The 22,802-nt window shown below is 45.7% G+C and carries 24 protein-coding genes and 1 tRNA gene; 10 read left to right on the forward strand and 15 right to left on the reverse strand.

The window, feature by feature from the left end:
* Position 1: 1 nt before the first annotated feature.
* The 9 genes from QP860_RS00505 to clpP all read right to left on the reverse strand — a co-directional run bounded on the left by QP860_RS00505 (position 2) and on the right by clpP (position 9,475).
* Positions 2-1,195 (reverse strand): phosphoglycerate kinase, encoded by a 1,194-nt coding sequence (locus tag QP860_RS00505; protein WP_070619722.1) that lies wholly within the window; start codon positions 1,193-1,195, stop codon positions 2-4.
* 82 nt (positions 1,196-1,277) lie between these two features.
* Complete coding sequence (gene gap / locus QP860_RS00510; RefSeq protein ID WP_067976407.1) at positions 1,278-2,270, reverse strand: type I glyceraldehyde-3-phosphate dehydrogenase; 993 nt, start codon at positions 2,268-2,270, stop codon at positions 1,278-1,280.
* A 51-nt stretch (positions 2,271-2,321) separates the two neighbouring features.
* Complete coding sequence (locus QP860_RS00515) at positions 2,322-3,365, reverse strand: sugar-binding transcriptional regulator (protein ID WP_070619725.1); 1,044 nt, start codon at positions 3,363-3,365, stop codon at positions 2,322-2,324.
* A gap of 235 nt (positions 3,366-3,600) precedes the next feature.
* Positions 3,601-4,683 (reverse strand): Gfo/Idh/MocA family protein, encoded by a 1,083-nt coding sequence (locus QP860_RS00520; protein ID WP_210382810.1) that lies wholly within the window; start codon positions 4,681-4,683, stop codon positions 3,601-3,603.
* 43 nt (positions 4,684-4,726) lie between these two features.
* Complete coding sequence (locus QP860_RS00525) at positions 4,727-5,590, reverse strand: sugar phosphate isomerase/epimerase family protein (RefSeq protein WP_070619728.1); 864 nt, start codon at positions 5,588-5,590, stop codon at positions 4,727-4,729.
* Positions 5,591-6,592: a Gfo/Idh/MocA family protein gene (locus tag QP860_RS00530; RefSeq protein WP_070619731.1), complete on the reverse strand. Its 1,002-nt coding sequence runs from the start codon at positions 6,590-6,592 to the stop codon at positions 5,591-5,593.
* Between the two features lie 15 nt (positions 6,593-6,607).
* Entirely contained in the window at positions 6,608-7,777 is a 1,170-nt protein-coding gene (locus QP860_RS00535) for a Gfo/Idh/MocA family protein (protein WP_070619734.1), read from the reverse strand.
* 43 nt (positions 7,778-7,820) lie between these two features.
* On the reverse strand, positions 7,821-8,657 hold the full coding sequence (locus QP860_RS00540) for a helix-turn-helix transcriptional regulator (RefSeq protein ID WP_070619736.1): 837 nt from the start codon (positions 8,655-8,657) through the stop codon (positions 7,821-7,823).
* A 221-nt stretch (positions 8,658-8,878) separates the two neighbouring features.
* Positions 8,879-9,475 carry an ATP-dependent Clp endopeptidase proteolytic subunit ClpP gene (gene clpP / locus QP860_RS00545; protein WP_067976413.1) on the reverse strand — a complete coding sequence of 199 codons (597 nt, stop codon included), beginning with the start codon at positions 9,473-9,475 and terminating at the stop codon, positions 8,879-8,881.
* 134 nt (positions 9,476-9,609) lie between these two features.
* Here clpP and QP860_RS00550 point away from each other — a divergent pair.
* Positions 9,610-9,681 (forward strand) — tRNA-Arg (locus QP860_RS00550).
* A gap of 425 nt (positions 9,682-10,106) precedes the next feature.
* Here QP860_RS00550 and QP860_RS10595 read toward each other — a convergent pair.
* Positions 10,107-10,256: a DUF7675 family protein gene (locus tag QP860_RS10595; RefSeq protein ID WP_502869639.1), complete on the reverse strand. Its 150-nt coding sequence runs from the start codon at positions 10,254-10,256 to the stop codon at positions 10,107-10,109.
* Positions 10,257-10,300: 44 nt separating this feature from the next.
* Entirely contained in the window at positions 10,301-10,660 is a 360-nt protein-coding gene (locus tag QP860_RS00555; RefSeq protein WP_070619739.1) for a glutamine amidotransferase-related protein, read from the reverse strand.
* Positions 10,661-10,987: 327 nt separating this feature from the next.
* On the opposite strand from QP860_RS00555, the gene QP860_RS00560 reads away from it, so the two are divergent.
* Complete coding sequence (locus tag QP860_RS00560; RefSeq protein WP_070619742.1) at positions 10,988-12,082, forward strand: glycerol dehydrogenase; 1,095 nt, start codon at positions 10,988-10,990, stop codon at positions 12,080-12,082.
* A 113-nt stretch (positions 12,083-12,195) separates the two neighbouring features.
* Here QP860_RS00560 and QP860_RS00565 read toward each other — a convergent pair whose 3' ends face one another.
* The 3 genes from QP860_RS00565 to QP860_RS00575 form a co-directional block, all read right to left on the reverse strand.
* Positions 12,196-12,528: a type II toxin-antitoxin system PemK/MazF family toxin gene (locus tag QP860_RS00565; RefSeq protein ID WP_070619745.1), complete on the reverse strand. Its 333-nt coding sequence runs from the start codon at positions 12,526-12,528 to the stop codon at positions 12,196-12,198.
* The gene (locus QP860_RS00570) at positions 12,522-12,773 is read right to left on the reverse strand and encodes a hypothetical protein (protein ID WP_070619748.1); all 252 of its coding nucleotides are present in this window, start codon (positions 12,771-12,773) and stop codon (positions 12,522-12,524) included. The genes QP860_RS00565 and QP860_RS00570 overlap by 7 nt, the downstream gene beginning before the upstream one ends.
* 80 nt (positions 12,774-12,853) lie before the next feature.
* Entirely contained in the window at positions 12,854-13,453 is a 600-nt protein-coding gene (locus QP860_RS00575; protein WP_070619751.1) for a GNAT family N-acetyltransferase, read from the reverse strand.
* A 718-nt stretch (positions 13,454-14,171) separates the two neighbouring features.
* On the opposite strand from QP860_RS00575, the gene QP860_RS00580 reads away from it, so the two are divergent.
* From QP860_RS00580 to QP860_RS00615, 8 genes are all read left to right on the forward strand, one after another.
* Complete coding sequence (locus tag QP860_RS00580) at positions 14,172-14,708, forward strand: sigma-70 family RNA polymerase sigma factor (protein WP_070619754.1); 537 nt, start codon at positions 14,172-14,174, stop codon at positions 14,706-14,708.
* Entirely contained in the window at positions 14,695-15,798 is a 1,104-nt protein-coding gene (locus QP860_RS00585; protein ID WP_284912020.1) for a hypothetical protein, read from the forward strand. Before QP860_RS00580 ends, QP860_RS00585 begins: the two co-directional genes overlap by 14 nt.
* A gap of 263 nt (positions 15,799-16,061) precedes the next feature.
* Positions 16,062-17,147: an extracellular solute-binding protein gene (locus tag QP860_RS00590; RefSeq protein ID WP_070619761.1), complete on the forward strand. Its 1,086-nt coding sequence runs from the start codon at positions 16,062-16,064 to the stop codon at positions 17,145-17,147.
* A gap of 58 nt (positions 17,148-17,205) precedes the next feature.
* A complete protein-coding gene (locus QP860_RS00595; protein ID WP_070619764.1) occupies positions 17,206-18,228 on the forward strand; it encodes an ABC transporter ATP-binding protein in 1,023 nt (340 codons plus the stop codon).
* Position 18,229: 1 nt separating this feature from the next.
* Entirely contained in the window at positions 18,230-19,957 is a 1,728-nt protein-coding gene (locus QP860_RS00600; RefSeq protein WP_284912021.1) for an ABC transporter permease, read from the forward strand.
* 1 nt (position 19,958) lies between these two features.
* Positions 19,959-20,816: a glycerophosphodiester phosphodiesterase family protein gene (locus QP860_RS00605; RefSeq protein WP_070619770.1), complete on the forward strand. Its 858-nt coding sequence runs from the start codon at positions 19,959-19,961 to the stop codon at positions 20,814-20,816.
* A 4-nt stretch (positions 20,817-20,820) separates the two neighbouring features.
* Positions 20,821-21,030 carry a hypothetical protein gene (locus QP860_RS00610; protein WP_284912022.1) on the forward strand — a complete coding sequence of 70 codons (210 nt, stop codon included), beginning with the start codon at positions 20,821-20,823 and terminating at the stop codon, positions 21,028-21,030.
* 87 nt (positions 21,031-21,117) lie between these two features.
* Positions 21,118-21,639: a hypothetical protein gene (locus QP860_RS00615; RefSeq protein WP_284912023.1), complete on the forward strand. Its 522-nt coding sequence runs from the start codon at positions 21,118-21,120 to the stop codon at positions 21,637-21,639.
* A gap of 418 nt (positions 21,640-22,057) precedes the next feature.
* Here QP860_RS00615 and QP860_RS00620 read toward each other — a convergent pair whose 3' ends face one another.
* Complete coding sequence (locus QP860_RS00620; protein ID WP_070619775.1) at positions 22,058-22,588, reverse strand: PGAP1-like alpha/beta domain-containing protein; 531 nt, start codon at positions 22,586-22,588, stop codon at positions 22,058-22,060.
* Positions 22,589-22,802: the final 214 nt, after the last annotated feature.

Consider the following 22,802-nt stretch of genomic DNA (forward strand, 5'->3'; position numbering starts at 1 on the left):
TTTACTTGTCGTCTAAAGCGGCAACAGCTGGAAGTTCAGCGCCTTCCAAGAATTTCATGGATGCGCCCCCACCAGTTGAGATGTGTGAGAATTTATCGCCGAAGCCAGATTTTTGGGCTGCTGAAGCAGAGTCCCCACCACCTACGATAGTTGTTGCGCCGTCAAGATGGGCAATGGCTTCGCAGACAGCGTTTGTCCCTTTAGCGAAGGCAGGCATTTCAAATACGCCCATTGGTCCATTCCATACCACTGTTTTCGCATCTTTAAGCACTTCTTTGAAGGCTTCAATGGTCTTAGGTCCACAGTCTAAGCCTTCCCAGCCTGCAGGAATTTCATCCGCAGCAACTTCCTTAGTATTGGCATCATTAGAGAAGTCATCTGCAATGGTTACGTCAACTGGTAATACCAAACGGTCGCCAGCGCGTTCCATTAAGTCTTTAGCTAGGTCAACCTTATCTTCTTCTAAGAGGGAATTCCCAACTTCATAGCCTTTTGCCTTGAGGAAGGTGTAGGCCATACCGCCACCGATCAATACCTTATCAGCTTTGTCAAGTAAGGTTTCGATGACTTGGATCTTATCAGAAACCTTAGCCCCACCGAGGATAGCTACGAATGGGCGTTTAGGATTTTCAACAGCGTCGCCTAAGAATTTTAATTCTTTTTCCATTAAGAAGCCGGCAACAGCGGTATCAATGTTAGAAGAAATCCCAACATTAGATGCGTGAGCCCGGTGAGCAGTACCGAAAGCGTCATTGACGAAAACATCGCCTAAGGAAGCCCAGTACTTGCCTAATTCAGGATCATTTCCGCTTTCCTTCTTACCATCAATGTCTTCGAAACGGGTGTTTTCAAAGAGAAGAACTTCGCCTTCTCCTAAGTTATTGATGGCGTCTTCTAAGTCTTTACCACGCGTTTCAGGAACAAAAGTCACTTTTTGACCGAGTAATTCTTCCAAGTGTTCAGCTACTGGACGTAGGGTCTTAGAAGCCTTGTCTTCTTCGGTCTTAACCTTGCCTAAGTGAGAGAAGAGGATTAATTTCCCTTGGTGGTCTAAGACATATTTAATTGTAGGAAGAGCTTGGACCATCCGGTTATCATCGGTAATGGTTGATCCATCCATTGGCACGTTGAAGTCCACGCGCATTAATACTTTTTTCCCTTTTACATCGATATCTTCAATTGTTTTTTTAGCCATGCTAAACCCCTTTTCTATCCTTGTCTACTTACTTTTAAAAAAACGGGAAGCGCGAAGCTCCCCGCTAGTTTAAAGATTTCTCTTATAGGTTAGCAAAGTGTTCTAAAGTAGAGATCATGTTGCTGGTGAAACCATATTCGTTATCATACCAAGCAACAGTCTTCACTAATTGGCCACCATCTGCATCCATGATCTTAGTTTGGGTTGCATCGAATACAGAACCGTATGGGTAACCAATGATGTCTGATGAAACAATTTCATCTTCAGTGTAGTCGAAGGCAGTGCTTGAAGCAGCTTTCATTGCAGCGTTGACTTCTTCAGCAGTAACTTCTTTTTCAAGAACTGAGTAAAGTTCAACTTCTGAACCAGTGATTACAGGAACACGTTGAGCAGTCCCGTCGATCTTACCATCTAATTCAGGGATTACTTTACCAACAGCTTTAGCTGCACCAGTTGAAGCTGGGATGATGTTGTCAGCGCCAGCACGGTTCTTACGGCCACCTGGAGCATCTTGAGTTTTTTGAGTTGCAGTGTAAGCGTGGATTGTTGACATTAATGCACGTTTCACACCGAATTCTTTGTTTAATACATTAACCATTGGAGCTAAGCAGTTAGTTGTACATGAAGCTGCTGATACAATGTTGTCGTCTGCAGTTAAGATATCGTGGTTAACACCATAAACGATAGTCTTAAGGTCGCCTTTAGCAGGAGCTGAAATTAAAACTTTCTTAGCACCAGCATCGATGTGAGCTTGTGCTTTATCAACTGATGTGTAGAAACCAGTACATTCAAGTACGAAGTCAATTCCTAAGTCACCCCAAGGTAATTTAGAAGCATCTGCTTCTTCATAGGATTTGATTTCTTTACCATCAACAATTAAGGCATCTTCTTTAGCTTCAACACTGTAAGGGAAACGTCCTTGAGCAGTATCATATTTTAGAAGATAAGCTAAGTCTTCGTTGTCAGTTAAGTCGTTGATTGCAACTACTTCTAAATCTGAACCTTTTTCTAAAATACGACGTAAAGCTAAACGACCAATACGGCCAAAACCGTTAATTGCTAATTTCTTTGCCATAATGTAAATTCCTCCTTGTAAGAACTACAACAGTTATACAACAATTTTATATCAATAGAGCTTGGCTCCATTTAATACCATATGACTTGCCCCTTCATCCGTAATTAAAACTAATTGTTGGGGGGCGATTTTGGCGAAGGCAGTAATCACATCTGCTTTGACTTCGCCACCGGCCACGAGAATGGGCCACTTAATTTGGTGGATATCTTCAATTTGAATCCCGATCCGTGGTACCCGGTAAACAATCTTACCTTCTTTATCAAAGAAGCAACCAAAAGCTTCACCGATGGCTGCCTTGGACTTAATAAAGTCACAAGCCTTGGCATCCAAGTCGCGTCGCTTAGCCATGATATCCGCATTCCCTACACTAAAGATTAAGACATTAGCTTCCTTTAAGCGTTGCAGGGTTTTGTTAATCTGTGGCTCTTTGAGCAACATTTGATAAGTTGCTGTGTTCAAACTTTCAGGAGCGTAGAGTGAAATACTCTGGCCACCCAAGAGTTGAGCCAGTCTTTCGCTGATGGTGTTGGGCTGGTTAGCCGCTTCATCTCCCATACCTCCACGCGCCGAAACGACGGTAAAGGCCCGGCCATCTGTTAAGAGACGGTTGGAGAGATGAGGCACCACAGCTTGGACGGTCGATCCACCTGTCACAGCAATCACTTGCTGGCCCTTGTCCAGATGGTCAGCCAAGTAAGTTGACAAGGCTTGGGCCATCTTAGCTTCCGTCCCATCATCCAAGCCTAGAACCCCATTAACAATCAGGGCCGACTGGATACCTAGAAGGTCAGCTAATTCTCTTTCAAGGACTTGGATATCGGTTTCGAGTCTAAATAAACGGTGGGCAAGCGTAATCGCTTCCTCCCCTTTATCTGTCAGGACCATGCCCGAGGCCGATTTCTCTAAAAGCCCCTGCCTGTCCAAGACATCCGTCTCAGCTCGCACCCGTCTCTCCGTGAGATCCAAGCGCAAGGCCATGGTCTTACGACCCATGGGCCCCTCAGCTAAGAGCAAACTCAGCATCCGAATCCGCAAGCGGTAAGTTGTGTGTAGCTCTGGAACCACATCTTCAATTAAACTTAAAGATAGATCCATAAGCTCCCTCATTTCTTTGGACAGATATCGTCCAGGTAGACAATTTCTGACCAAGTGTCTGTAAAAAAATTTGCGATCAATTTCTTTACACCGTTAGTATAGCAAGCTTCCGTCCAAAGTGCAAGTTATCAGCTTAAAAACTTTGGCAAAAATTTGTAAAAAGTATGTAAATCCACGCTAAATATGGGGCAAAAAAATAAAATAGCTTGGACATAATTAGTCCAAGCTATCAAATTTATATTTTGCTTTGGATGACTTGGGCCTTTTCCTGGGCAAGTAAGCAGAGCTCTTGAGCCTTGAAGATATGTTCTTGAGTCATGGCTTCTTCAGTCCCGTTTAGGCAGTCTAGAATCATTTGGCCAAAGAAAGGGAAACCAATCTCGCCGGTCACTTGGCGGTGTTCAACACCCTCTTCTGTCACCAGGTAAACATGGTCCAGGCTGTCTTCGCGCCCTACATCTAAGTACTTGCGCAATTCAATGGTGCCCTTGGTCCCGGTGATAAAGGTCCGGCCGTCGCCCCAAGTCGGCAAGCCATCTGGTGTGAACCAGTCCACCTTGAAGAAGAAGGTCGCGCCGTTATCCCCGACTAGGGTCGCGTCGCCATAGTCTTCTAATTCAGGCACATCTGGATTGTCGTAGTTAGCCACTTTAGAAGCGATCACTTCCGCATCCTCATTACCGGTATAATAGAGGAATTGCTCAATTTGGTGGGAGCCGATATCGGCTAAGATACCGCCGTATTCTTCTTTATTGAAGAACCAGTCCGGACGTTTTTCCTTGTCCAAACGATGAGGGCCAAAGCCCGTTACTTGGATGACCTTGCCGATCCGTCCTTCTTCAATCAGTTGGCCCGCTAGGACAGCGGCTTCGACGTGCAAACGTTCAGAGAAGTAAACAAAGTAGCGACGCCCTGTTTCCTTCTGTACGCGGCGAGTTTCTGCCAATTGGTCTAGGCTCGTAAAACCAGTCTTATCAGTGAAGTAATCCTTACCAGCCTTCATGACACGGTTACCCAAGGCACTTCTCAGATTAGGCACAGCTGCTGCAGCTACCATCTTGATCTCTGGATCCTCTAGAATTTGTTCTAAGGAATCAGCCACTTCCACATCCGGGAAGGTCTCCCGATATTCAGCGACCTTCTCAGGGTCCGGATCGTAAACGTATTTAATCGTGGCCCCTGCTTCGATTAAGCCATTGGTCATCCCATTGATATGGCCGTGGTCAAGAGCCGTCACTCCAACCTGGAATTCGCCAGCTTCAACCACATGATTAACCTTTCCTTTTGGTGCATAATTCATCCCATCATTTGCGCCCAAAGTTATTCCTCCTTCATCATTCTTTCATTGCGTCTGTTAGATCTTAGAACAAGTCTTTGAAGCCTAACTCATAAAGAGCATCCCGTGAATCGGCCAAGCAGTCGAAAGGATCGCGACCGTAAAGCATGTCTTGTTCAACTAAGAGGTAAGAAATATTTAATTCTACCGCCTTGTCGATAATCGCCTTGTAGTCCATAGAGCCTTGGCCAATTTCCGCAAATTCGACAATATTGGTGAAGTAGTTATAGAAGGTTTCTACATCTTCAGCTTCGAGAGCTTCAAAAGCTTCGTCCGGAATCTCACCGATTCGGTAGTCTTTAATATGGACAAGGTCGGTCCGGTCCGCGTATTGTTCTAAGATTGAAATCGGACTAGCCCCACCCCGTTGGACCCAGTGCAAGTCGAATTCGAAGTCGAGGTCTGGACACTCTTCGGCAATGATATCCAAGAGGAACTTGCCTTCATAGCGGCGGAATTCCACATGGTGGTTGTGGTAGAAGAGACGGATGCCTTCTTCTTTTAACTGCTTAGCATACTTATTCGCTTCCCGGCAGAATTCCAAGGCAGTTTCCTTATTCTTCATATTCTTAAAGGGCAGCATGCCTATCCGGAGCAAGTCCACATCTAAGGTCTTGCAGTCCTTAACAATCTTATCGAATTTAGTATCCAAGGCATCGTTCCCGCCTGGTACCCCTTCATCGATCACGTTACAAGATAAGGAAGCAATTTCCATCCCGAAATCTTCCTTAGCTCGTTTGATTTCTTGGACATTCTCTTCTGTCATCGGAATTTGAGAAATTTCAACCGCTGAATAGCCGAGTTCTGAAACTTTTTTCAGGGTTTCATAGGCTCCTAATTCCTCAAACTTGTCCTTTAACATCATTGCTTGAACGCCAATTTTACTCATTTAAATATCCCCCTTATAGATGGTTTGCTTGGTCTTCGATGATGCTTTCATAGCATCGATCATTTCCATAGTGGTTAAGGCATCGGACAGTTGGCAATAGTTGTCTGTGCCGTCAATAATGGCCTGGTAGAAGTTTTCGATGCAGCGCTGGTGGCTAGGTCCGTAGTAGATCTTAGTCCCTGGCAAGCTTTCGTTTTCAGCCAGGCAATTCATTTGGTCATCGAAGAGCTTGTCGTCTTTAATGGTATAGCGGGTCTTTTGGGTCACAACTTGTAATTCAATCGAATCGTTGCCGTAATAGGCATTGGTCGCCGCAAAGAAGCCGTGGCTACCATCGCTTAGTTTGTAATTAGCCATTGCTGAATCTTCCACTTCGATATCATATTCCATTAGATTACCCAGCATGCCTCGACAAGCTAGCCAGTCCGTATCGGTCACATAATGCATGAGGTCCAGGGTATGGATGGACTGGTTGATAATGGTCCCAGCCCCTGCTTCAGCTTCCCGTCCCCGCCAAGGCTTCATGATGTAATAGTCTTCTGGCCGGTACCAGGCGACAATCCCTTTAACCGCAATCACTGGCGAGGTATCATCTTCTGTTAGAATACGCTTGAGTTCTTGAACTGTCGCATTTAAGCGATTTTGAAAGCAGATAGCTAACTTCGCATTATTGTCTAAGCTCTCCTGGGCTGCCAGTAGTTCGCGTGTCCGCTCGGCGTCAATTGTTACCGGTTTCTCAAGGAAGACATGAACCCCTGCCTTTAAACATTTGAGCGCTGCCTCATCGTGGAGGTAGTGGGGCAAGCAGATGTGGACCACATCCAAATCTTCCTGGTCAAGCATCTTATCTAGGTCGGTATAGAAACGAGCCCCTTCCGCTTGAGTTTTTAGGCTTTCGTCGAGGTCACAGACAGCTGTTAACTCAGCTGCCTGGGCATTCTCGATCGCTCTCAAGTGGACCACGGACACCGTTCCTAATCCGACAACTCCAACCTTAAGCATGTCTAGCTTCCTTTCTTATTGGCGTTGTTCGAATTTACCTTCTTCAGCGATATGTTCGTTCAACATGCCAAGGAATTTTTCATCATCGAAGTTCTTAATCGACACTTCTTCGCCTGTCCAGCCTGACATTTGGATAGCATTGGCCAGACGCACGCCATTGATTCCTTCTGCCCCTGGTGCAATTAAGTCCTTACCGTGTAAGATATGTTGGGCAAAGTTTTCCATAACGCCTGAGTGTTGGGCACCCCAGACATTGTCTTCTTCAATGGTATCAACGGCTTCAAAGAGGTCGCCGAAGACATCTTCCCCAGCCATCATGCTCTTCACCTTAGCGGCGTCGAATTCCTTGTTAATTTCTTGTTCAGTTTCCTTCAAGCGGTAAACCGTTGCTTTTTGGGAGTCATCAACGACAATTTTACCCTTGTCGAAGTAAAGTTCTAAGCGATCTGAGCCCGCGATTTCATTGGTAGAAGTCACAAAGACCCCTGTTGCCCCATTAGCATAGCGGAGCATGGCATGGACTTGGTCTTCAACGACAATTTCGCGTTGGTAACCTTCTTGAACCATGGCATAAACTGATTCAGGGACACCAGCAATCCATTGAATCAAGTCTAATTGGTGAGGGGCTTGGTTCACTAAGACGCCGCCGCCTTCACCGCCCCAAGTTGCCCGCCAGTCGCTTTGGTTATAGTAAGCTTGTGGCCGCCACCAAGTGGTAATGATCCAGTTCGAACGACGAAGGTTTCCTAAATCACCAGAGTCAACAATCGCTTTAATCTTTTGGTAGAGCGGATTATTCCGTTGGTTGAACATAATCGCATAAGTCGCATCTGCGGTCTTAGCGTATTCATTTAATTCCTTCACTTGTTTGGTGTAAACCCCAGCAGGCTTTTCGTTCAAGACGTGAACGCCCTTGCTCAAGGCATAAATAGCCATTTCAGGGTGGAGGTAGTGAGGCACTGTGGTCACAATTGCTTCCACCTTGCCGGAATCGATTAATTCTTTGTAGTCAGAATAAGTTTCTACTTGTGGGTAGAGTTCTTTAGCTAATTTAGTACGTTCCTCATCAATATCACAAACAGCGACTAAATCAATGCTAGGCACCATGCCTTCATCAATAAAGCGTCCGTATGCTGAACCCTGTGTCCCAAAACCAATAATAGCGAATTTTAATTTGTCTGCCATAATAACATCTCCTTCATTTATCTTCTATAATATATTTTTCGACTTAGCGGTTAGCCTTGCGGAATTGGCTGGGGGTCATGCCCACACTCTGCTTAAAATAACGCGAAAAATGGGCATTGCTCTCAAAACCATTCGCCAAGGCAATCTCCTGGATGGATAAATCATCGCTCATCATCAGATGATAGCGAGCCTGTAAGAGGCGGTACTTCATGAGGAAATTGATCACCGTCATCCCGGTCACCTCACGGAACAAGTGAGAGACATAGGACTTACTCAGGTTGACACCGCTTGCAATTTTATCCAAGTCTAACTTCTCTTGGTAGTGCTGGGTCAAATAGTAGGCAATCTCCTGGACCCTGAGCAAGGGCTCTTCTTGGCGGGCACTCACTTCCACAATCGACTGGTGGTCCATCCGGTCCAAGGTCATCAAGAGGTCCACAATCTGTAGCTTGACCTGCTGCTCATGGAAGGCATAGGAGGAATCCAGCTGGGTGAGTTCCGCCAGAGCTCGCATCTTCTCAGCCACAATTTCCTTGTCCGAAGACTTGGTCATCCGGTAGAGACTCCCCTGGCCCTCCTTGAAGAGCTCCAGGAGCTGGCTAGCGTCTAAGCTGGCCAAGAGGGGCTGGATCGACTCCCGGGTGAAATGCACCACATGGCGTCGGTAGACCTCCCCCTCATCTTTGACAAAAGCCTTGTGGAGGCGCATGCCATCAATCAGTAAAATATCCCCTGGCTCCAGCTCATAAAACTGGCTGCCAATCTGAAAATAGCAGCAACCAGCAATAAACTGGTAGATCTCCAGCTGGCGGTGGGTGTGGAATTCTAACCACTCATCGCCGCCCTGCAGGTCATAGCCCGCATAAATTTCTTCATCCATTCTGCCACCTGCCTCGTACATTCTTATTATACTAGAGAAAGCGCTTTTAATCATTAGATAAGTCTGTTTAAAAGCGCTTGTTTTTTGACTGAGAGTGCTATTTGTGATGATTTGAGCATGATTATTTGTAAAAAAAAGACTGGAAAAACTCCAGTCTATAGCTAGTCTCACTTGTTAAGTTGTGCAAGAAAATCTCAGTTCGCACAGCTTGACTCAAGCGACTATTTTTGTAATTCTGAATTGGAGGTCATAATATGGTCGATGATCCCATATTCCTTGGCTTCTTCAGCAGACATCCAATTATCACGGTCGGTATCCTTTTCAACCACTTCAATGTCTTGACCAGTTGCTTCGGAAATAATCCGGTTCAAGTTCTTCTTGGTCTTCAAGATATGACGGGCAGTGATTTCAATCTCAGTGGCTTGTCCTTGGACCCCGCCTAAAGGTTGGTGGATCAAGATTTCAGAGTTAGGTAAGGCATAACGCTTGCCCTTCTCACCAGCCATGGCAATCACAGAACCCATAGAAGCCGCAAGACCAGTCACAATAGTTACCACATCTGCATTCACAAAGTTCATGGTATCATAGATGGCAAGGCCAGCTGTGACAGAACCACCTGGTGAGTTGACATAGATGTAGATATCCTTTTCAGGATCTTGGGCATCCAGGAAGAGCAATTGGGCGATAATTGAGTTCGCCATATTGTCATCTACTCCCCCAGACATCATAATAATACGGTCCTTTAATAGGCGAGAATAAATATCATAAGCACGTTCACCACGCGAAGATTGTTCGATTACTGTAGGAATTAAATTCATAAATTAAAACTACCTCCCTATACATTGTTTAATTCTATCATACACGGTTGGTCAACAATGGTCAAGCAAAAAGTCCTAAAAAAGATTTGCATTTTCCAAGGAAAAATTGTATAATAATTTTGTTGTTAATTTTTGCGCCCATAGTGTAATGGATATCACGTAAGATTCCGGTTCTTGAGATGGGGGTTCGATTCCCTCTGGGCGTATAAATGAGCTTTAAACCTTCGAATTAAAGCCTAAAATTGTTGAATCTATCTATCCCCACTGCTAAATGAGTAAGTTGGCACCTAGTAAATTAGGTGCTTTTTATTTTGCCTTCTAGATGACAACGGTCATAATGGTCCCTCTCATCATGATCTAAAGCTACATAAATATTGAAATCATCTTTCTCAAGGGGCATGTCAGTTAGTAGCTTCCAAGCTTCGTTAGACCGTTCGCCAAGCAATTCATCCAACTGCCACTTTTCTAATAGAAATAAGCCATCATTGCTTTCTGTTAGCTTTCTAATAAGCTTATGAACATCACTTTCAATAGCTAGTAGATCTAAGTCCTCAACCTGTTCAAATGAATCTAAAATATTAGTTATTGAAGTAATCAGAATTGGGCAGCTTCCTATGTAGATAATGCTCAGCTATTTCATCTTCGTCAAGTCTGGGAACTCATCATCAAATAGCTGTTTCTCCTTTGCCGTTAACTTGTGGGGATAATCAGACCAGAAATTATAAATTTTCTTTCGGTCAAAACTGAATAGAATTGGACCTAACATCATTGGAATTATCATTCACTATAGAAACTTTATCATTCATAATCTATTTCCCTATGTCTTTAAACATGTCTCCGACTTAAAAAATAATTGCGAGCAAAATTATCTTTTACCCCTTGGGGACGAGGCGCGCGAACAACCTGGGCCCCGCTAGCATAGGCAATCACCTGGTGGCCGAGACAAATCCCTAAGATAGGCAGTTTGCCCTGGGCTAGCTGGAAGAGGTCAGGTGAAACTGTCGCATCTTCAGGACGTTTGGGACCAGGGGAAATGATAAGGCCCTCATAAGCCGTCAGATCAAGCTCAGCTCTCCTCTCTTCCAAGTCAGCGGCAGATAAGATCTCCAAGTCAGCGTCCAATTCCCTAAAGTAGGCGGCTAAATTGTAAACAAAGGAATCGTAATTGTCAATCATCAAAAACATGATGTCTCTCATTTCTATTGATTGGCGATGGATGGCTGCGACTAGGAAATAATTGTAAGAAACTACCCCTAATCAAACTATAAAAAGACGCTCAGCCTTGGTCAGAGATAACAGGTCATCCTATCTGTGATTAAGCTGAGCGTCCTTTTCCCATCGCTTTTAATTTTTAATTATTATAGCATGCTAGGCGTATGGTAACCATTTCCTTTATATTTATCTATTATTGGTCCCATTATGAAATTCTCTAGTCTTTTTCCTTCATCATTTCCACGAAAAGTGTTAAAATAAACATGTGAAATAATTAACATATGTCAAGGAGGAGTTCATATGAATCGAGTATTTGCGAGCCCATCACGTTATGTTCAAGGGAAAGGTGCCTTGAAAACAGGAATTGACTACATCAAAGCCTTAACTAAACGCCCTCTCCTGCTCTGTGATGACACCGTTTGGGAAATTGTCGGGGAATCGTTCCATAACTTCCTCAATAACCAAGGCTTAGAAGTGGAGCATGTGCCCTTCAACGGTGAAGCCTCAGTCAACGAAATTGACCGTGTCTCAGAAATCGCCACAGAAAAAGCCTGCGACGCCGTGATTGGCTTAGGTGGAGGGAAAACCATCGATTCAGCCAAGGCAATCGGCGATAATGCTAAAATTGCTGTTATCGTTGTGCCTACCCTAGCTTCTAGCGATGCGCCAACTTCTGCTCTTTCAGTTATCTACAGTGATGAGGGGGTCTTTGAAGGCTACCGCTTCTATGACAAAAACCCTGACCTCGTCTTAGTAGACAGCAGCGTTGTCGTCCAAGCTCCCGCTCGCCTCTTTGCGGCCGGAATCGGCGATGCTATGGCGACCTGTGTGGAAGGTTTATCTGTTATCAAAGCCCAAGGTAAAACCATGGCAGGCGGAAAAGCTAGCTTAGCGGGCCAGGCCATCGCCGAAAAATGCCAGGAAACCCTCTTTGAATACGGCGAGCTTGCCCTATCTGCTGTTAAAGAACAGCGCGTTACCCTAGCTGTGGAAGCCGTCATTGAAGCTAATACTTTACTCAGTGGCTTAGGCTTTGAAAGTTGCGGATTAGCAGCTGCTCACGCTATCCATAATGGCTTTACCGCCCTCAGCGGGGACATCCACCACATGCAACACGGTGAAAAAGTCGTCTATGGCACCCTCACCCAACTCTTCCTTGAACAAGCTGACAAGGCCATCATCGACCGCTTCATCCACTTCTACCAAGCAGTCGGTCTTCCGACCACACTTGCCGAACTCAAACTTGACCAAACATCCTATGAAGACCTAGTTAAAGTCGGTGAACTCGCCCTCCAAGACGGCGAAACCATCCACGAAATGGTCGGGGATTTCACACCAGAAGATATCGCGGATGCCCTCATCGCAGTCGACGCCTATGTTAAAAGCTTAGAATAAATGCTAAAAATATCAGCCTCTTACTTGCCGGTAAGAGGCTTTTTGATTTGAAAATAATTCTTTAGCACAAAAAAGACTGGTCCCAAAAAGACCAGTCTTCAACTTCTCTAATATCAATCAGGATCAATATGCGCCATAATGGTATCCAGGACATCCTGGTGCAAGTCCTCCACCAAATGATCGACCACGCGTCCATTGCGGTTGTCATAATCGAGGCAGCGGATTTGAACCGTATCGATAATTCCCTGGACCGCATTTTTCTCGGTTTTTAGCTTCAGGTCCATGGGATACTTAGCATCCCGCTCGGTGATCGGCATGGCCCAGACGAAGCCGGCACTCTCCGTCATCATTTCATTGCTGACAATTAGAACCGGACGTGTCTTGCCTTTTTCATGGCCTCTGGCGGGATCGAGGTCAATTACCGCAATATCGAATTGTTTTACCATTCTTCACCTGCAGTTTCTCCGTAATCGATCAGGCCTTCCTCATAAGTCCCCCCAGCCTGGTAAAAGGCGCGAATTTTTTCTTTGAGGGGGCTTTTTTTCTTGGTCACTAAAATCGATTCCTTCTCAATGGTTAGATTAACCTGGTCGCCCACTTCTAAATCTGACAGGTCTAAGGCCCGCTGACTCAAAGGAATCGCTTGACGGTCCCCCTTCCGAATCACTTGCGAAGAAAATTGCTTCACCATGATCAGCCTCCTCCTTCATTCTTTCAGGCAATGCTATCATAACACAGGCTAGACTGCGTGTCATATGCGCCCTGGGTCACTTAACGAGTCTTGCCGTGGTAGAGGAAGTATTGGAAGGCGTCCTTGTCATCGAAGCTAAAAGGCTCATCAGCCACTAAGCCCTTGTAGTCATAGAAGCTAACATCGCAATCGCTATCCGTGTGGAGGATAAAGTCATCCACCCCGTAATCGCGGAAGGCCTCCAAACCTGCCCGCCAGAGCTTGCCACCAATCCCTTTGCCCCGGGACCGAGCGCTCAAGATAAACAATTGGAGAACGCCTTGGTAGGCCTCTTGGTGGCCGCGGTCCAGGCAAGCATTAGCTTCACGCTCACGGTCAAGCACCTGGAGAACGGTCTTATCCTGAATCTCTAATTCTTCTAGATAGGCCTCCCAATCAAGCGGAGCTTGAAGCTTGTCCGCCCCTTGGACATCCCCGATAAAGATCCCCAGGCTCTCACCATCAAAGTCCGCCACCAAGGCAAAAGTTCCCATCTCCAAACGCATCTTAGCATCAATATCAGCCAAGCGAGCGGCTAAAGCAGGGTCTTCTGTCGTCACATCAGGATACCAGGTTTCTTGGATCATGGCCTTAACCGCATCAAAATCTGACGCTTGGTAAGGTCTTATTTCTAATGGCATCACTTTTCCTCCTTTATTTATTATGGCTTAAAGATAAACCCTAGTCTAACAGAGGCTATGCTGAAAAACAATTCCTTTGCTTTCTTTAATTGGGGTATCTATCAAATAAGCAAGCTGTTCAATTTGCATCACTACTGGTCCTAGATGTTTGAAGCAGATAAATCAATCTGCTTCTTCCCATAAAAAGAATTTTTTCTATATGTTCCCTAGCTTGAATTTAAATGTGACAAGCTTGTCGCGTTTAGGGAGAGAAAAGCTAGAACATGGAAAGCTTCTCTCTTACTTTCCATGTTCTAGAAAAGCTAGTAGATGGAAATCGCCTACTACTAAGTACTAACTAACAAAATACTAATTACTAAGTTTACAAATAACGAATTGACAAAATGAATTAAAATAAATTAAAGGCGCGCGTGCGCGTAAGGGAATTACCTTACAAACTAAATTTAAATCTACAAGCAGAAACTCCGCTATTTTTCTAAAAGCTTGTTAGGTCAAGCTTCAGGATGCTTTTCAAAACTTATCAGCCCCTCCCATGCTCACTTTCGACGCAAATTTGCTCAATAATAACGAATGCAAAAAGAGCTGGGACAGGTTATAGTGGACCTAAGACTTGTTCATCACTGCTAGCTCCCTCGTCGACAAAAAATCCAAAAAAATTCCGATTTTGTGTAAGAATTGCCCCTTAGCTGGTGTATTCATAGTGAAAGGAGGACAGGCCATGTTAAATGATTTTTGGACTATCCAACAGATTAAGCACCGCAGGGAAAGCGGCATCCGCGCTGTGATTGACCAGTACGGCGGGCTTTTGATGGCGATCATTAAGCGCCACGCCCAGGGTTATGAGGCCTACCACGAAGAATGTTTTAACGACACCCTCTTAGCGATTTGGGACCATATTGCTGCCTATGACGCCAAGAAGTCATCCTTCAAGAACTGGATTGGCGTCATCGCCCGCTACAAGGCCTTGAATCTGGTCCGTGATAACCGGCGCATTGCCCAGCAGGAGACCTATGACGACCACTATGAATCTGGGGACAGGCAAATTCTCGACCAGTTGATCCTTAGAGAAGACCTCGAGCATTTAATTTCGTCCCTGTCTGAGGAGGACCAAGCCATCTTCCTCGCCCTCTTCTACGAGGGGCAGGACGTCAAGGAAGTGGCCCAGGCCCACCAGCTGAGCCCCAATGCCCTCTACCAGCGTATCCACCGCGGCCGCGAAAAATTAAAAGGAGAGAGAAAGCATGAACAAGACTAAGATCTACCAACTGCTCAACCAGACCAAGATGAACTTATCGGACTATCCCGACGAACAATTGTCCACCCAGCAAAAAGACCGCCTCTACGCTCAATTCCAGGCTTCTGTCGTCCAAGAAAAGACCAAATCCTATCGACGCCCCCTAATCCTAGGCCTAGTGCTTGCCATCGCCTTACTGACCCTCACCCCCTGGGGCCAGCAAGCCTCCGCTTCTGTCAAGTCGCTGATCGATACCACCCATTTTACCCTCTCTGCCAGCGCCGGAGGCATGGATGAAAAGACCTTCCCAGTCGGACAGACCATCCAAATGGGCGACCACCAAGTCAAGCTCGAAGATGCCCTTCTGGATGAGAACTCCGTGACCGCTTCCTTCCTGGTCGAATCGCCGGAAGCCTTATCTCCCCAAGATTTCTATGACTTTGTCGGCATGGCTATCGCCGTTAATGGAAAAACGACCCGGATCAATTCAGCAGCTGGGTCAGCGCGCTTGTTGGATAACGGCATCTACCAAACGACCATGACCTATAGCTTCGATGAACCGGTCGAGCTTCAGACCAATAACCAGATCTACCTACAGATTTCTGGCTTGATGAAGAATGCTAAGGAAGTCATTTCCATGAACGACGCCGCCTTTGACCTCAGCGGACGCCCCGAAGACTTAAACGGGGGCAGCCGGTATATTAACCCCAATAAGGGCGCCCCAGCTAAGCAAGACGCTGTCAACATCCAAGCCGTCAAACTCCACCCCTTAAAAACCCAAATCCAAGCTCAAATCCCTGAAGCAGACGCTAAAGACGCCATGATCGAAGCCGACCTTATCCTCCCCGATGGCCGCCGCTTGACCCTGACAGGCGCTTCTGAAATGAAAGCCTCAGCCACACCCGGCCTAGTCGACTTCCAAGCAGCCAACTTTGACTTCTCAGGCGATGCCAGAAGCAAAGAGACCTACCAAGACCTAATCAAGCAAGACGCCATCCAAGTGGAACTCTTTAAGATCCCCCTACCTGAAGAAAGCGGTCGAATAGCAAGGGACCAGCGGACCTCCTTGGGTGAACCAGTGACGGTTGAGTTGGATGGGGGAAGACAGTAAAGTGATTAAAAAGTCGCAGCATTCTTAACAGATTACTTGTAAAAGGCCTAGCCTCATAGCCTCCTATCAAGATTTCAGATAATCGCTATGAGGCTTTTTATTGTGGATAGGGTCCTTCAAATAAATTATTGACATCTAAAATAAGAAATAGTCTGGAGCCAGCAAAATTTACACAAAATTTACATCTTTTTTACAAAAAAAAACAATCCTCAGGTATGATGTTAACTGATCATATTTAAAGATTATTTTGGAGGTTATATTTTATGAAAAAATGGCTTAAATCTGCTGGGGTTCTGTTAACTTCAGCTCTTATGTTAACTGCTTGTTCAGGTGGCGGCGGTGAAAGTTCAAGTGCTTCCTCTTCGAATGAGGGGGCTGCTGAAGCTGATTCTAAACTCGTTATCTACTCCAACTCCTTGAGTGATGGCCGTAGCGACTGGTTGAAAGAGAAAGCAAGCGAAGAAGGTATGGAGCTTGAATTCGTTGATGCAGGAGGCGGTGATATCTATAACCGGCTCTTGGCTGAGAAGAATGCCCCACAAGCAGACGTCACTTTTGGGATGGATGAAGGCTACTTCAAGAAGTTAGACGAAGAGGGCATCCTCCACAATTACACAGCAGACTGGGTAGCTGATATTCCTGAAGAAATGCTTCAAAACAAGGAAGCCTATGCCCCATTGGTTGAGCAACGGATCTTTATGATCGCTAATCCAGACCATATCGATGAAGCAGACCTGCCTAAGTCTTGGGAAGAACCTGCTAAAGACGAGGCCCTTAAGGAAAAATACCGGGTACCTGCTGGCGTTGGCGGTGGTACCGACCAAAAGGCAACCATGAGCGTCCTCTTCAATTACCGTGATGAAAACGGTGAACTCGGCATCTCTGAAGAAGGTTGGAATACCCTTCAACAATGGTTCGACAACGGCTATATGCCTTCTGAGTCAGAAGAAGCCCTCCAACTATTCGCTGATGGGACCACGCCAATCTCTTACTACTATTCGTCAGGTATTCCAGCAGCTGAAGAAGAATACGGCTTCAAAGCTCAACCAATTAATAGTGAAGGCGGTGTCTTCTCCATGTCCGAACAAATCGGTATTGTAAACAAAGGCGACGACCACAACTACGAGACTGCTGAGAAATTTGTCAACTGGTTTGGTTCAGCTGACATCCAACGGGAATGGGCCAAGGAATTTGGGACCTGGCCTGTGAACCCTAAGGCCCAAGACGGTGCCTCTGACCGTATGAAAGAATTAATGGAACAAACCACAGCTAAGCGTGTCGATTGGGACTTCATCAACGAAAACATCGACGCCTGGATTGAAAAAGTCGAATTAGACATCTTACCATAACATAATGCCACAGGGGAAAGCCATTTTTCCCCTGTCATTTATTTAAAGGAGAAAAAATATGTTATTAGTCGAAGATTTACAAGTAAAATACGGTGACTTTGTTGCTATTGATGGGGTCAACTTAGAGATTCAGGATGGCGAATTCTTTACCCTGCTCGGGCCATCTGGCTGCGGGAAGACGACCACCCTCCGAGCGATTGCGGGCTTCCAATTTCCTTCTAAAGGGAAGATCGTCCTCAATGATCGTGACCTGACCCATGTACCAGTTGAAAAGCGTGAACTAGGCATGGTCTTCCAATCTTACGCTCTCTTCCCTACCATGAGTGTCTACGACAACATCGCTTATGGGATGGAAGTAAAGAAAGTCAGCAAAGAAGACATCAAAAAACGGGTCATGGAACTCGCTGCACTCGTGGACATGACGCCCGAACAATTAGAAAAAAACGTATCTGAATTATCTGGGGGCCAGCAACAGCGGGTCGCCATTGCTCGTGCCCTGGCCATGCGTCCAGATGTCGTTCTCTTTGACGAACCCTTGTCCAACCTGGATGCTAAGCTCAGAAAGCAATTGCGGGTGGAGCTCAAACGTATCCAACGCGAAACGGGCATGACTGCTATCTATGTGACCCACGACCAGGAAGAAGCGCTCGAACTTTCTGACCATATTGCCGTCTTTAATAAAGGTTTTATCGAACAAATCGGTACCCCTGAAGAAATTTACAACCATTCAGCAACTGAATTCGTCTGCGACTTTATTGGTGAATCGAACTTATTAAACGATGGCTTAGTCCAGAGCATTAATGAGCAGATTCCAGCCCAGCTTGATCCCAAGCTGCGCCATTACATCCGTCCCGAAAAGATCCGCTTCTACAGTGTCGATGAAGGCAATACAGCTAAAGTGACCGGAACCGTCCAACGTGTCGGCTACAAGGGATCTTTCAGCAGCCTCTTTGTTGATGTCAACGGTAGCGACTTGCTTGAGGTGATTAATAAAGAAGACCGGAATTCTAGATTTGGCATTGGCGATACGGTGACTTTACTCATTCATCCGGAAGACATTCTAAGCTATGAGGTGGTCTAAGATGGACAAATTATTCAAGAAACAATCCAATGACCTCAATCTCTTCAAGATTATCTTTATTGTCTTTTTAATTTGGTTCGCCATTACCTTCTTAGTCTATCCGCTGGTTGGCGTCTTTTTACAGACCTTTGTCCAAGACGGTAGCTTCTCTTTTACAGCGATTGATAAGATTTTGGATTCCGAGCGGGCTCTCAAGTCCGTGGGCAACTCTTTCCTCTTGGCAGTTGTCTTGACCTTCACAGTAAATATCGTCGGCACCTTTATCGTCTTAGTCACCGAATACTTCGATATTAAAGGGTCAAAAATTCTTAAAGTCGGCTTTATGTCGACTCTAGTCTTTAGCGGATTGATTGTAGCCAATGGTTGGCTCTACCTCTATGGCCAAGAAGGTGTCATTACTAAGTTTCTGAACAATTTCTTTCCTAATATGAATACAGCCTGGTTCACGGGTTTTCCAGCGGTCCCCCTGGTGATGACCTTTGCCTGTACCTCTAACCACATGCTCTTCTTGAGCAATGCTGTACGCAGCTTGGATAACAATACCATTGATGCCGCCAAAAACTTGGGAGACAGTCAATGGTCTATCCTAAAGAAAGTTGTGCTACCTACTTTTAAGCCTACTTTTCTGACCTTGATTGTCATGACCTTCGCCACTGGTCTGGGTGCCTTCTCAGCGCCCTTAATGGTTGGAGGCAAAGATTTCCAGACCATTGCGCCCATGATTCTAACCTTCTCCGGACGGCCAGCATCACGTGATATTGCTGCCTTGCTTTCCATTATCCTCGGGGCTGCACAAATACTCTTACTCTTTGTTATTACAGCCAACGAGCGCAAGGGTAACTATCTCTCGATTTCAAAGACCAAGGGAAAGTTAGTCAAGCAAAAGATTAATAATCCGACGGCTAATCTAATTGTCCATATTGTCTCTTGGGCCCTCTTTGTGATTTATACCTTGCCTATCGTCTTTGTGATCCTCTTCTCCTTTATGGATACAGCTTCGATTGCAGCTTCTAAGCTGTCACTCTCAGGCTTCACCCTGGAGCACTACAGTAAGATCATCACCAATCCCGCTACCTATGAGCCCCTCCTGCGTTCAGCAGCCTTCTCTGCCTTTGCGGCGGTTGGGTCCGTACTTCTAATGCTCCTCCTGGTGCGCTGGATTATGCAGAAGAAGAGTGGCATCTTCCGAACAGCTATGGAATACACCTATTACATTCCCTGGCTCTTCCCTACCATCATGATTGCCCTGGGCTATATCCTAACCTATGACCGGCCCCACCCCCTACTCATCGGCCAATCCGTCATCGGGTCGCAGTGGATTCTTCCCATCGCTTACATGGTTATTCTCCTGCCCAATACCATGCGTTATCTAAAGAGTGCCTATTATTCTTTTGACTCCAACCTCGAAGATGCTTCTAAAATCTTAGGGGCTTCCAGCATGCGGTCCTTCTGGAAGGTCATCCTGCCGGCTCTCATGCCAACAGCCCTGGCCTTGATTGCCTTGAACTTCAACAGCAATCTGGCTGAATACAATATGTCAGCCTTCCTCTTCCAGCCAGGGAGCGAAACCCTCGGGATAATTATCCGGGCCAACTCCGACCCCTCGTCGACCATTGACGCCAAAGCTATCAACTTGGTATACTCAGTACTCTTAATGGTGATTAATACCCTAGTAATCTACTTCGTCTACGGGCGGGGAGCCAATCGGACACTTGGAGGCAAGAAATAAGATGAAACAAGCACCACTGAATAAATTTACAGACCGTTTACAAGGAACTGACTTCCTCATCATGGCCCACCGCGGCTTCTGGGGCGGGAATGTTATCCAGAACACCCGGCAGGCGGCAGTCCTTGCCAAGCGAACCGGAGCGGACGTGGTGGAAGTCGATGTCTGCCGGTCCAGCGACGGGGTCTACTATCTCTTCCATAATGAGAATGAGGCCAGCCTGCTCGGTATTCTGGGCAAGGACTTCTCCGAACTGCCCTCTAGTCTGATTGACCAACTGGAATATACCAATTCCACTGGCGACCCATCGGGCTTCTATCCCGAACGCCTGGCCGACTTCCTAGACTGGCTACCGGCAAATTACCTGGTCAATATTGACCGGGCCTGGGCTTATTTTGGGGATGAAGCCTTTATTGACATCATCAGGAATTCAGGCAAGGCGGACCAACTCCTCTTTAAGTCACAGGTGGAGGAAGGCCCCCTCCAGGCCCTCAACCAGGTCAACCTGCCCCTGAACTATATGGCCATTATCCACAGTCAGGCGCAGGTGGAAGAAGTGGTCAAGTATGACAGCATCCACCTGGTCGGCTTTGAACTGATTGTTAAGGGCCAAACGAATGATCTAATGGATTCCGCTTGGCGCCAGGACCTCCTCGAGAAGGGCTATATTCTCACCGTCAACTCGGAGAAACTAGGCAAGCAGCCCCACCTCTACCTGGACTACAGTGACCAAGAAGCCCTTCTAGGTGAAACTGGCTATGAGGTTTGGAGAGCCATGCTTGGCCACGGCACTAATGCCTTTATCACGGACTGGCCCAACTTTATGGCGGACTTCCGTAGCCAAGGCAAGAAGTGTGAGTGATGGTATGCAGATTATTGAACAATTTCTCCAAGGTAAGGATGGCCCTCGGTCTTGTGAGGATATCATCTACACCTCCGAGGACTTTATCGCCGTGATTGACGGCGAATCAGCGAAGAGCTCAATCTGCTTCGACGGCCAGCGCCCAGGTAAGCTGGCTGCACAAATGATTCAGCAAGTCTTAGCGGACCTCCACCCCAGGGCTAGCTACTCGTAGTTCATCCAGGAAGTCAACCTCAGCATCCGGGACTACTATGCCGCCAAAGCAATTGACCCGAAACTGAAAGCAGTTGGCCTCCAAGCTGTGGCCGTCATCTATAGCCGAAACCGCCAGGAAATCTGGCTGATCGGCGACTGCCAAGCTCTGGTTGATGGCCAGCTCTACCAAAAAGCTCGCCCCGCTGACCAGGTTCTCGCCCACATGCGCCGCCTCATCGCCTACACCGAAATGCGGATTGATCAAAAGAAGCCCGCTATTTACTTCGACCAAGAAGACAGCGCCCGCCTGCAAATCCTGCCCTGGCTGGTGCGGGCCAGTGAATTCGCCAACCAAAGCGACAGTCCTTATGGCTACGCCATCCTCAACGGCGATCCCATACCGGCAGACCTCATCCAGATTATCCCAGTAGGCAGGAAGGACAGTGTCGAGATTGTCCTCGCCAGCAACGGCTACCCCGAGCTCGCACCGAGCCTAGAAGCTAGCGAAAACAAGCTCCAAGAGCTCTTGGCCGCCGACCCCCACTTGATTGACCAGCACATTGCGACCAGAGGCCAGGGGCAATCCGCGTCCTTTGATGACCGGGCCTATGTGCGCTTTCGAGTCTAGGAGCTGCTGACCGAGCTTTATAAAAAAGCGATCCCATCCCTCTACCCAGCTATTGCTGGGTAGAGGGATGGGATCGCTTTTTCTGTGGATTTTTCTTGGTTATGGTCGGAAATTTAGTTGATCATCTACAATCGACAAGTTTGTTTTCTTGATTCAACACTAGCAGAACCTCTTGTTGGTTGTTTTGACTTCAAAGTATATGCTATAAATGTGGGAGGCAAAAGTCCTTAAATGGGACAAACTATAATCGTAAAGCAGTATGAATAAGAGTAGATATAACTCTTAGTTCTTATAAAAGGTGGTCTCTTTTCAACGAAACTTTGAAACCTTTTATAATCGACATATGCAATAAATATTTTATTGAATTCATAGGCGGTTAAAGCAATATTTAACGATTTCCATTAAACTCTCTTCATCATTATTGATGTTTTCTTTCGCCTTGTTCTAAATAGTAGAAAAAGTGGGACATACTATGTTCATTAGAATCAACGGCCTTATTATGTCTATCTTTTGCTATTAAATTAGAAGGATGAACACCTATTGAATATAAAAAATTATTAAATGGCCCATTTATCTTATATGATTTATAATCTTTCTCTTTCCCAAATGATATAAATTCACTTAATTTAACATCATAATTTTTTAAATGCTCAGTAATATTATTTTTATTTTCTTCTGAATCATTCTCTGTATCTAACGATTTTGTTAAATGATTTGCTAAACCTGGGTTATCAAACGTTACCAAACTAGTTGCACTATTCCCTTTTTTATATAGTTCTTTTGCAACAGCTTCTGCTAAGAATCCCCCTAAGGAGTGCCCCACTACATAAATATTCTTAAATCCTTTTATTTGCTCAAGAGCAAAAGAAATCGCGCTGGCCACATAAGGATGATTACCATTTATTATTGGATAATTAATAAGGAGTAATTCATATCCTTTTTTGAACAAATCCTCCTCACTCGTCCCTCTATAAGATAATATTATTGTTGAATTTTCATTATTATTTGACTCATTATTTTTAAATGCAATAATATTGGAATGGAATATCGAAGATACTGGTTCGGGTATTTGATCTTTATTATCAGCTACACCTACAATATATTCAGATGGATACTCTTTAAACTCAGTGTCAAATTTTTCTAAAATTCCTACATCAGACCCG

Origin of the sequence: Aerococcus sp. UMB1112A, assembly GCF_030230715.1 — a bacterium.
Taxonomy (GTDB): Bacteria; Bacillota; Bacilli; order Lactobacillales; family Aerococcaceae; genus Aerococcus.